This window comes from Candidatus Avedoeria danica, from assembly GCA_016703025.1.
Taxonomy (GTDB): Bacteria; Chloroflexota; Anaerolineae; order Epilineales; family Epilineaceae; genus Avedoeria; species Avedoeria danica.
Genome location: JADJCV010000004.1, coordinates 1,995,905 through 2,007,764 on the forward strand (window position 1 = coordinate 1,995,905; position 11,860 = coordinate 2,007,764).

Consider the following 11,860-nt stretch of genomic DNA (forward strand, 5'->3'; position numbering starts at 1 on the left):
CCGATCCGCCCTGACCCTCACCGGCACAACGCCTTGCCCGCGATCGCCGTGTAGATCGACCGCAATGCGGCGCCGTCGCTGGCCGCGAACGTGCGCGCGGACGTGCCGGCGACGGTGCGCAGCAGGGCGGCATCGAAGTCCGTGCCGAGGCCGATCGTGTAGACCGTGAAGCCGAGGCTGCGCGCGTCCTTGGCGGACTGCAGTACGGCGGCCTCGGTGCCCGGCGTCGGCCGGCCGTCCGTCAGCAGGACGATGACCGGCACATTCGACTTCTTGTGGCGGCTGCTGAGCAGCTCGCGGGTGGACTCCTTGAGGCCGAGGTCGATCCGTGTACCGCTGCCGTTCACGACGGCCTTCAGCGCCAGCTCGAGCACGCCGCGGGCGCCGGTCAACGGTTGTGCGATCTTGGCCGTGCTGTTGAACGTGACGATGGCCGCTTGGTCCTCGGGCAGCGCCATCTGGCTGAGGAAGGCGCGCACCGCGTCGAGGCTGACCTGCATCTTGTTCAGCCGACTGCCCGGACCGCTCGGCTCGAGCATGCTGGTGGACGTGTCGATCGCCAGGACGATGTCCGCCCGCTGTGGCCGGCAGACACTCTTGTAGGCCAACGGCAGGAACCAGCGGTCCGTGCGGCTGACCTCGATCTCCGGGACCGGGAACGTGCCCGTGCCGGACACGCCGGTGACGTCGACGAAGCCGATGTCCGCGCGCTCGTTCGTCGGCCGCAGGCCGACCTGGCTCGGCCGGACGGTGTACGTCAGGCGCATGCCGGAGATCGGCACGTCCGTCAGCTGCCACGTGAGCGTGCGCACCGCCGCATCCCACGCCGCCGGCGGCACGGCCGAGCCGACCTCGTAGCGCATGTCCGGCGGCAGGACGTCCGTCACGGTGGCGGTGCGGAACAGCTGCGAAACGCTGATGCGGCGACCGATGTCAGCGTAGACGGCCGCCAGGTCGAGCTCCGAGTTCGCGACGTAGTAGCGGTCCGTCGAGCTCGCCATGCGCGTCATCAGGTCGGTGTCGATGTCGGCGCCGAGGCCGATCGTGTAGAGCGTGATCCCCTTGGCCTTGATCTGCTCGGCGACGTTCAGCGCCTCGGTGCGGTACGTCGGCCGCCCATCCGTCATCAGGACCATGACCTTCGGCACGCCGGCGCGGGCGCTGGCGCCCTCGAGCTCGCTCAGACCGGCTCCGAGGCCGAGGTGGATGCTCGTCTGCCCGGCCGGCGTGAGCTGTCGGATGCCCTTCACGATGTCCGCGAACTGTCCGGTCAGCGGCTGGAGGACGTCGGCGACCGTCGAGAACCCGACGAGCGCGATCTGCGCCGCACCCGGCGCGAGCTCGCCCAGGAACGCCAGCGCGCCGTTCTTGGCGCCGACGATCGCCGGCCCGGCCATCGAGCCCGAGCGGTCGATGACGAGCGCGACGTCGATCCGGCCGTCGCCCTGCGGGCAGTCGCCGTGCGCCAAGAGCGCCACCGTCACCTCTTCGCCGATCTTGGCTGCCGCCGGCGCGGCGCGCTTGTCGAGCGTCACGGCGCACTTCGTGTCGACGGCCTGCGGCGGATTCGTCGGCGGCGGGCCGCCCGGCGCGAAGACGAGGATGCGGTCGTGCGTCGGATCGGCGACGTACACCCGGCCGCCCGGGCCGGCCGCCAAGTCGGCCGGCAGGACCGTCCGGTCGCCCGGGACGGGCGCGATCGGCTGGAAGGCGGCGACGAGCGTGCCGGCGGCATCGTGCTTCCAAACCCAGCCGTCGCCCGACAGCGCGTACAGGAAGCCTTCGGCCGCCGCGACGCGCACCGCGCCGCCGGGCACCGTGATGCCGCGCTGACGCGCGCCCGTGGCGTTGTACACCCCGACCTCGCGGCCCGTCCGGTCGGCCAGGTAGATCGACGCACCGTCGATGGCGATGTCGCTGACGACGCCGAAGCCTCGCGCCGACGGGATCGGCCACTGGCGCACGACGGCGCCGGCGTTGTCGAACGTGAACACCTGCTGCCGGCCGATGTCGACGCCGACGGTCTGCGTCCCGGCGGCATCGACCGCCGTGAAGGCCATGTCCGCCGTCAGCGGGATCGACCACTTGGGGACCGCGCCGGCGCCGAGGCAGGCGAGGCGCGTGTCCGTCAGCGCGCACGGGCCGACGTCGGAGCCGCCGGCGACGTCGCTGACGAGGGCGGCGTCCCATTGCGATTCCGGGGCGCCGGCCGACGACCAGCGTTGGATCCGGCCTTCGGCGGCCGACGTCTGGTCGGCTGGGAAGTCGGCCATGAACACCGCGCCGCCGTCGTCGACGGCCAGGCGCGACGGGCGGACAAGCTTGCCGAGCGACGTCGGCTGGGTGCCGAAGGGCAGGAACCCGCCGGCGAGCGCGCCGCGGTCGGCCAGCCGGAGGATGCCGGTGTAGCTGCCGGAGCTGACGGACGCCACCAGCCCGCCGGCCGGGCCCGTCGAGAGCCACATCCCGCCGCCGAGCCGGGCGTCGCCGGCGTACTTGCCGTCGGCGGCCCAGCTGACGAGCTTCTGTTCCCCGTCGCTGCCCGGCACGCTCAGGCAGTCCTGGCCGGCGGCGATCATCGTGCCGAAGATCCGACCCTGCGCATCGACGTCGACGTCGGCCAACAGCGGTCCCTCGATGGCCGCGCGGACGCGAAGGAGCGCGCTCACCTTCTTGTTCGTCCAGACGTAGACGCCGCTGTCGGCCGCCATGTAGACGCGCCCATCGGCCCCGACGTCGAGCCCGCACGCCTTCTGAATCGTGATCCCGGTGTCGGACCACGTCTCGAGCAGCGTGCCGGCGGCATCGCGCACGTCGATGACGGCCTGCGGTCCGAACGCACCCGGGCCGAGCCGTGAGATGTACACCCGGCCGTCCGAGCCCGTCCCGATGCCGGTCATGCCGACCTGGGCGAACGTGCCGACGATGGCCCCGGCCCGGGTGCGGATCTCGCCGCTCGTGCGGCTGATGACGTACACGCGGCTGGCGGTGACCGCAACGTCGATCGGCTCCTGGCCGGCGGTGACGTCGAAGCTGGTGATCTGCCGGCCGGCGGCGTCCAGGTGGTACACCTTGCGCGCCGCGCGGTCGACGGCATACACGGTGTCGTCGGAGGCGGCATCGAGGCCGCCTGGTGTCCGAAAGACGATGACGCCCGTCGCTGCACGCGTCGTCCACGTGTCGACGAGCTGATACCCGCCCAATGTACCCTGTGCGGCCGGTGCGGCCGACGTCCCGCCGGCGGCGGCGAGCGCCAAGGCGATTCCGATGATCCCGGCGACGGCGCGCTTCATGCCTCACCTCTCCACCATGATGGCTCGTGCGGAACGCCTGTCGGCGCCCGCATTTCTGTAACCCTTGAACACCGGGCGCCGGTCCGACAGGCCGCCCGACCATCCGTCCCGATCACCGTCCGCACGGGATCGCACGCGCGATCGCGCGGTAGATATCGGCCAGCACGGCCTCGTTGGGCGCCCTGAACGCCCGCCCGGCAACGCCGGCCACCTCGGCGAGGAGTGCCTGGTCGGCGTCGGGACCGAGGCCGATCGTGTAGATCAGGATGCCGCTCGCCCGCGCGCCGGCTGCCGCGGCGCGGACAGCCTCGGGCGTCGTGCCGGACGGCTGGCCATCCGTGAGGAGGACGATCGCCTGCAGGCGGTTCGTCACGCGATCGCCGAGCGCGGCGGCCGCGGCCTCGATGCCGAGGTCGATGCGGGTCCCGGCGCCCGTCGGCAGCGTGTCGAGCGCGCGTGTCAGCACGCCGATGTCGCTGCTCGGCCCGCTGACCGTCGTGGCCGCGCCGTTGAAGGCAACGACGGCGACGCGGTCGCCCGGCAGCTTCAGGTTGGACAGGAACACCTTGGCGGCGTACACGGCCGCGTCGAGCTTGGTGCCCGTGCCACCGCCCGCGGGTTCCTGCATGCTGTTCGAAGTATCGATGACGAGCGCGATGTCGAGGCGGATCTCGGGGCAGTGCTCCTTGTAGGCCACCGGCAGGAAAGCGAACCAGCGCTCGGCAACCCGGACCGAGACCTCGGGCACCGGGAACACGACGCTGCCCGGCACGCCGACGCCATCCACGTAGTCCGCGGAGGCCGAGACGTTCGTCGGGTGGCGGCCGACGGCCTGCGGGCGAAGCTTGTAGCGCAGCCGCAGCCCGGCCGGCGACGCCGGGCCGACGGTCCAGCTGAGCGTGCGCGTCGCGGAATCCCATCGGGCCGGCGGGGCGGCCGACCCGCCGATGAAGGCCATGTTGGCCGGTACGACATCCGTGACGACCGTCGACTGCAGCAGCGACGACGCGCCGACGCGGCGCGAGATCCGGTCGTAGATCCCGACGAGGTCGTACTCCGTCGGCGCCTCGAAGTAGAAGTTGGGGGCCGTGGCCACGAGCCGCATGAAACCGCCGTCGACATCGAGGCCGAGACCGATCGAATAGACGTCGCGGCCCATCGCGCGGAACTGGTCGGCCAGGCCGAGCACGCCGCCTGCGGAGTCCGTCGGGCGGCCGTCGGACAACAGGACGATCACCTGTCGGGCGCCGCGCCGGGCGCGCGGGCCGTCGAGCTCCTCGCCGGCCATCTGCATCGCCTGGGCCATGTTCGTGCCGGCGTCGTCGCCCAGCTCGGGGATCGCGCGGATCAGGGCGCGCGGGTTGCCCGTCAGCTGTTGGACGAGGTTCACCTCGGTCGAGAAGCTGATCAGCCCCACCTGGTGGATGCCGTAGTCCAGCTGCCCGACGAACTCGAGGACGGCGGTCCGCGCGGCGCCCATCTTGGTGCCGCTCATCGAGCCGCTCGTGTCCACCAGGAGGACGATGTCGGCCGGGTTGTCCAGCAGCGGACACTCGCCGTCGATCGAGAGCGTGATCTCGGTCATGTCGCCGAGGATGAGGTCCGACGGCGCGGCGGTCTTGTCCCGCGCCAACTGGCACTGCGGCTTGAAGTCCGGCGGCGTGGCCGGCTTGCCGCCCATCTCCGGGCCGTACACGCCGACGCGGCCATCGTCGAGCGTCACGAAAGCGCGGTCGGCGGCGCCGGCGCTCACGTCCGTCGCGCCGCGCGGGGCCGAGGCCTGCCAGAGCGCGCCCGGCGTGCCGTCGGGCGCCAGCTTCCAGACCCAGCCCTCGTCGATCAGGATGAACACGGCGCCGTCCGGGCCGACGTCGATCCTGCGGGCGCGACCGGGCACGGTGAAGCTGCCGATGAGGCGGCCGTCCGCGCGTGCCAACATGTCCACCCGGCGTGCGGTGCGGTTGAGGGCGTACACGCGGTCAGCGGCGAGCGCGATGTCGCCGATCGAAACGAAGCCGTCCGGCGGGCTGACCGCAAAGTCGCTGCGCGGGTTGCCCGAGAAGTCGAGGATCCAAACGTGCTGGTCGCCCGTGTCGAGCACGGCGACGTCGTTGCCGTAGGCATCGGCGGCGGTCAGCCAACCGAACGGGACGGCGACATCCGGCCCGGTGGCGGGCGACTGCCACTGCCAGAGCGCGGTGCCGTCGCGGTCGCGGAATGTCAGCGTGCGCCCTTCGAGGGTGTACACGCTGCCGCGGAGGCCGGCGGCGACGTCCTGCAGCGCGCTGGCCGTGAACTGGGCCTTCGTCGCGCCGGCCGCCGAGAAGTTCTGGACGCGCGGCCAGGCGTCGACGACCCAGACCTCGCCGTCGGCGTTGCCGCTGATCCGGCGCGGCTGGCTCAGCTCGCCGAGCGCCGCGAACGGACCGCCCCAAGCGTCCGGCTTCGGCTCGATGTCGCGACGATCCGGGAAGTGGCGGACGCCCGTGAATCCGAGCCGATGGTCCTGCACCGCCTGCACGAGGCCCGAGCCCGGCCCCACGGCCAGCCCGCGCCCGCCGGGCGAGCGGAATTCGACGGACGGCGCAGCCTCCGCGCCGCGGTAGCGGATGATGCCGAGCTCGGTCAGGATGTACCGCTCCGCCGACGACTGCGTGCGGTCGACCGCGACGTCGATCGGCGGCAGGGCGACACCCTGGAACGTCGAGGCCGTCGTGGCGAGCAACGTGCCGTCCGGGTCGAACGCCTTGACGGTGTAGCCGCCGATGCCGCCGCCGCCCGTGGCGACGTCCGCCACGTAGATCCGTTCGTCGCCCCCGGCTGCGACGCCGCGCGGCGCGCCGAGCCGGTCCGCGCCCCAGCGGTCGACGATGATGCCGGCCGTGTCGAGGACGACGATCTCATGGGGCGTCGCCAGCGAGACGTACAGCCGGCCCCCCCACTCGGCGATGCCCATCGGCGTGCCGGGCACGCTCCATGTGGCCCTGAGGGCGCCGCCGTCGTCGAGCAGATGGATCTGGTCGAGATCCGGTTCGGTGACGTACAACGTGCCGTTCGTCGCGGCGACGTCCTGCGGCGCGCCGATCCGGCCCGCCCCCCAGACGGCGCGCGGATCACCGGCCGCCGTGAGGACGTGGACGACGCCCTGGCCGCGGTCGGCGACGTAGATCGTGCCGTCCGGCCCGACGTCGATGCCCTCGGGTTGGCGGAATTGCCCGGGGCGGGCGGGCTGGACGGCGGAGCGCCACATCGCCACCTCGTGCCAGGCCTCCGTGAGGGGGGACTGCGCAAGGGCTGGGCGAGGGGCGGACGACGCGGTGAGCGATGTCGCCACCGTCAGCACGCACAGGAGGCATCGCTTTCCGTTCATCGACACGGCTCCAACGGCAGGCTTGGCTCGGTCGGCGCGGCCGCGGGTGTCGGGCGGCCGCAGCCGGCCCAGAGCGTGAAGCCGACGCGGACGTACCGGTCGGCGCCGACCTGGGCGCCCGTGACGAGGCGGTCGGGCGGGCTGTTCGGGCAGCTGACGTAGCCGAGGGGCATCTGCGCGAGGCGGACGTGCCACGGCGGGGGCGTGCACAGGACGACGTACGCCTGGCCGGGCGATGCGGGGGCGGCCTTCACCGCGCCCACCCAAAGGGTCGTGCCGCCCGCGTCCGTGACGACGACGGCGCCGGGCTGCTGCCAGGCATCGTGCTCCCAGCGATCGCCGGCCTGCCAGATGCCGTTGCAGCCGGGGCAAGCGTAGCCGCCGTAGCCGACCGCGTCCGGGAACACGTCGATCGCGAGCCGCCAGGACTGGCCGCGGGCGCACGAGGCGTCCGGCGGTGCGGCGGGGAGCGTGGCCGTGGGCGGCGGGCCGGCGGTGGGCGCGGGCGTCGGTGCGTTCGAAGTCGGGCCGGGGGTGGCGACCTCGCGGATCGATTCGAGTACGGGCTCGGGGAAGGCGGCCGTGCGGCGCGTGCCGTCGGCATCCGTGTAGAGGACACGGGCGCGGCCGATCGGCGCCTTGCCGGGCAGGTCCGCCTTGAGCGTCCACGTCAACGCCAGGCCGTCGACGGGCAGGAGCGGGCGGGTCCACTGCAGGCGGTCGCCGACAAGGAGGGGCGGTTCGCTGTTGGTTCCGGGTACGTAGCGGACGAAGGGCGACGCCGGGACGTCTTCGATCGTGAGATCCGTCACGCCGATGGACTGGACGACGCGCAGGATCACGGCGTAGATCCGGTCGAGGTCGACGGTGTTCGGCGAGTAGAAGAAGTCCGCTTTGGAGCTGGCGATGTTCTCCATGAGGAGCGAGTCGATCGTCCGGCCGAGGCCGATCGTCAGGACGTACGCCCGGCGGGCGCGGGCGCGCTCGGCCTGGGCGAGGGCGGCGGTGACGGGCTCCGGAACGTACGGCCGGTTGGGGGCGCCGTCCGTGAGGAGGACGACGACGGGCAGCGCGCCGGGGCGGCCGTCGGTCGTGAGGTGCTGCATGCCGACCGCGAGGGCGTCGGCGATGTTCGTGCCGCTCTCGCCCTGGTCGGGCTCGAGCGCGCCGACGATGTCGTCGAGCGCCTTGGCGTCGTCCGTCAGCGGCTGGCGGACGCGCGCCGCGGCGCTGAACGTCACGACGCTGGCGCGGTGGTGGCGCAGGTCGAGGCCGGACAGGAAGCGCCGGGCGGCGGCCTTGGCGCTCTCCATCCGCTTCTCCTGATACATCGAGGCGCTGGTGTCGATGATGATCGCGACGTCGGCGCCCGAGACGGCGTCCGGGGGACAGCTGGCGGACAGACGGAGCGTGACGACCGCGTTCGAGCACCGCGTGACGACGGGCGGGTCGACGGTCCGCTGGGCGGTGACGGTGCACGAGCCGCGTGCGCGGGGCGGGTCGGGCGGGACGGGCGTCGGCGCGGGCGGCGTGCCGGGCTCGTACACGCGGACGGAGCGGCTGTGCTCGTCGAGGACGTAGAGGATGCCGCCCTGGCCGACGGCGATGTCGGCCGGGTCGCCGGCGGCGAAGAAGCGCGCCAGCAGCGTGCCGTCCGGACGATGGACGCGCACGAGGCCGTCCGAGAAGAGGACGGCGACGACGACCTCACCGTCCGCCTGCAGCCCGGCGCCGATGCGGAACGGTCCGCTGGCCTCGAGCATCGACCACGTCTGGTAGTCGTTCGGCAGATAGGGCGGCGGCCAGGCGAAGACGCTGCCGCCCATGAGATCCGTGGCGAACAGCGTGCCGTCCGGGCTGGCGGTGACGTCGGCCGGGAAGCCGGCCTGCGCGGCGCGCGGGATCAGCTGACCCTCCACGCGGCCGTCGACGTTGCCGAGCCAGTGGAGGGCCTTCTTGGAGGGTTCGGTGAGCCAGATCCGGCCCGGCGACGCTGCCACGCCGCTGCCCGTCGCGCAGTCGCAGCGGCGCATCCAGACTTCCGTGCCGGCAGCATCGAGTCGGCCGGCGCTGAACATCGGCTGGCCGGCGCGGGGCAGTGGGTTGAAGCGGCCGAGGTAGAGGCTGGTGTCGTCACCGACGGCCAGGTCGAGGGCATCCGTCGGGACGGTGCGCTCCTCGGCACGGCTTCCGTCCGGCAGCAGGGCAACGGCTTTGCCGGACGGGCCGTCGAGCAGCCAGATCCGGCCATCGGGCGCCGCGGCCAGGTTGGCCGGCGCGGCGAGGCCGTGCGCGGAGGCCGGCCACTCGGCCGCCAGACGATAGCCCGGGATCGGGGCGGCGGGTGCGGGCGACGTGAAGACGGCCAGCGCGGCGGCGACGGCGCCGAGCGAGACGGCGGCGCGGGCGAGGCGGCCGGGGCGCGCGAAGCGGCCGATGTCCGCGAGGCGGAAGAGCATCGGGCGAGGATGTTGCATACGGCGAACGATGATGTCGTCGAACGGGTAGCGGTTCACGGCAGTGCTCGCTGGTGGGATGGATGGCGGCCCAATCGTACAGATTAAGTGTCCGACGCGCACTTGCGTCGCATTGCGCCGGTTGGGCAGTCGGGCGGCGGACGCAACACCGCCGTGCCCCTTCCTGACGCCGCCGACGCCTGCGATCGGCCCTCGCCGCAGCTGGGTGTACAGAACACCGAACGTTCGTCTGCGGCTGCCCGATGGAACGCCGCCGCCCGCTGGCTCGTGACGGCGGGCGAGATCAGCCGGGGGGATGGCGAGCGTCCGCACCGGTCGCCTCGGCCTCGACTGGAGCGCCGCCGTCGCCCCCACCGGCGAACCAGACGGCCCGCGCCGGCGCGCCCTCGACGCCTTCGATCCGCAACGGCAGGCAGACGAGCACGCCGTGCCCGGGTGGCGCCTCGGCCATCGCCAGCCCCTCGACGACGACGACACCGGCGCCGAGGAGGACGACGTGCGGTGTGTCCGTATCGTCCCACGGGGCGATGGATGGGCCGTCGATCCCGACAAGGCGCACGCCGAACGCCACGAGGAACCGCGCGCCGCCGGCGGTCACGGCCACGAAATCGCGCCGGAACGGCCCTTCGTCACGCCCATCGACGAGGTGGGCGGAGTTGCGGGTGCGGAAAAGTACGCGTGTTGTGCCGGCCGGCAGCCCGCCGGCGGCTGCCAGCCGCTCGAGCCACGGCGCGTCGATCGCCCCGACGTCGTCCGGCACGGCGACGACGAAGGCCGGGCCGATGAGCGCGGCGAGCGGGACGGCGTCGACGGTGGCGCCGTCCGGGATGAAGTGGCGCGGCGCGTCGATGTGCGTGCCGAGGTGGAGGGTGGCGGACAGGTGCGACAGTGCGTATCCGTCGCCGGCGGCATGAGACGCCACGGGGGTGACGACGGGCGGCAGGTCGCCGGGCCAGACCGGGAGGTCGGGGGTGATCCGGCGGGTGAGGTCGATGGGGCGGGTCATCGCGATGTGGGGGAGTGGGGGTGGATGCGGGAGCGGCCGGGGGAGGCTTCTGCCGTTGGCGTCGGCTCCGGCGCTCCCAACGGGAACGCCGACAACCCGATCGGCAGGAACACGCGCCCGTGCGGCGATACGGTCGGCACGTTCGACGTCGCGGTGGCGGGCGACGTGCGCGTGGCGCTGGGCGGGGTGGTCGCCGTCGGGCTTGGCGTGTGTGTCGCGGTCGGGAGCGGCCATGTCGGGGCGCTGGGCGGAAGGGTCGGTTCGAGGGGCGGGAGGGTCGGGAAGGGATTCAGGGTCGGGAACGGGGTGAGGCCGGGGATCGGTGGGGGAGTGGGCGTCGCGGGCGCGACGGAGGGGGATGGGGTGGGCGAGGTGGCGGGTGACGGGCCTTCGGTGGGTGTCGGGCTGTCGGATGTGGAGATGGCGGTGGGCGACGGGAGGAGGGGGCGGCGGGCCCAGTCGGGCTCGCGGCCGTTCGTGAGGGCGGCGCGGGGAGTGGGGGCGGCGACGTCGAGGACGAAGAGGCGCGAAACGTCGTTCAGCCATGGCCCCTCGACCACCAGCTGGCGGCCGTCGGGCGACCACTTCGGGCGGTAGAAGTCGAAGTCCTCGTTCGACTGCCAGAGGACGCCGGTTTGGCCGGTTGCAGGGTCGAGGAGCCAGATGCCCTCGCCGGGCAACGGCTTGAAGCCCGAGGTCCGCAGATGGATGCTGTCAAAGGCGATGTACCTGCCGTCCGGCGACCACGACGGGTTGAGGTCGTCCCAGCCGGGCCGCGCCAGCAGCCGCCGCGCGCCGCTGCCGTCGGCGTTCACGATGTAGAGCTCGCCGCCCTCGTTCGGACGGGACGGGTCGGCCGGCGCCTGCGGCCTGTCGACCCGCACGACGAACACGAGCCGCCGCCCGTCCGGCGACCAGCGGGGCTGTTGGATGATCGCGTACGGGCTGGCGAGCGGCGTCAGGAGGAGCTGCTGTTCCGCGCTGCCCGGCACGATGATGTTGATGGACGAGATCTGGCCAGGATTGCCCCGCTCGAGGATGCTGCTGAACGCGATCCGCGTGCCGTCCGGCGACCAGTCCGGGTTCGTGTCGTGCGGGCCGAATGTGAGCGGGATCCGGATCGGCGCGCCGGCCGCGTCGTTGGCGAGGACCCAGATCGCCTCGTCGGCACGTACGGGACCGTCGGACCGCGAGGCGACGAACGCCACCTGGGCACCGTCGGGGGACCAGTCGGGCAGGCGTTCGGTGAACCGCTCGGACGGCACGCCGGCGCCGCCGGTCAGCGAGCGGCGGCCGGTGCCGTCGGGGAGGATCGACCAGAGGTCGACGATCGGGTTGTCGTGGGCGAAGACGATCGCATCGGGCACCTCCAGCCCATCGGCGGGTGATTGGGCGGCTGGCGCGGCACCGGTGGGAGTGCTGAGGGCTGCGAGGGCGGCGACGGTGAAGGCAGCGAAGGCGCAAACGGCGGCGCACAGGACGGGGGGGGAAGAGCGGGGCGATGGGTGGGAGGGCATCAGGGCCTCACGGGGTGGGAAGGGCGGGGCGAAGCGAATGATACGGTTTCGCGGCGAGGTGCGCTTGGTGCGGTCGCCCGCATCCAAGTGCGATGTCCTGGAAATGTGGGGGCGAAGTCCGAGGACGAGGGAGTCCGATGGAGTGTCGGTCATTCTTTGCGCCTGCGAAGGCAGGCGCGTGGTGGCGCGCAGCGCCA

General features: G+C 72.9%; 5 protein-coding genes. All 5 read right to left on the reverse strand.

The features are described 5' to 3' along the window. Window positions 1-17: 17 nt before the first annotated feature. Entirely contained in the window at window positions 18-3,293 is a 3,276-nt protein-coding gene (locus tag IPG72_11205) for a VWA domain-containing protein (GenBank protein ID MBK6769551.1), read from the reverse strand. A gap of 112 nt (window positions 3,294-3,405) precedes the next feature. Further along, on the reverse strand, window positions 3,406-6,663 hold the full coding sequence (locus tag IPG72_11210) for a VWA domain-containing protein (protein ID MBK6769552.1): 3,258 nt from the start codon (window positions 6,661-6,663) through the stop codon (window positions 3,406-3,408). Beyond that, window positions 6,660-9,179, reverse strand: a complete 2,520-nt coding sequence (locus IPG72_11215; GenBank protein ID MBK6769553.1) for a VWA domain-containing protein — start codon at window positions 9,177-9,179, stop codon at window positions 6,660-6,662. Before IPG72_11215 ends, IPG72_11210 begins: the two co-directional genes overlap by 4 nt. A gap of 244 nt (window positions 9,180-9,423) precedes the next feature. Continuing rightward, window positions 9,424-10,146, reverse strand: coding sequence for a cyclase family protein (locus tag IPG72_11220; GenBank protein MBK6769554.1), 723 nt, complete (start codon window positions 10,144-10,146; stop codon window positions 9,424-9,426). Further along, entirely contained in the window at window positions 10,143-11,663 is a 1,521-nt protein-coding gene (locus IPG72_11225) for a PD40 domain-containing protein (GenBank protein ID MBK6769555.1), read from the reverse strand. Before IPG72_11225 ends, IPG72_11220 begins: the two co-directional genes overlap by 4 nt. Between the last annotated feature and the right edge of the window lie 197 nt (window positions 11,664-11,860).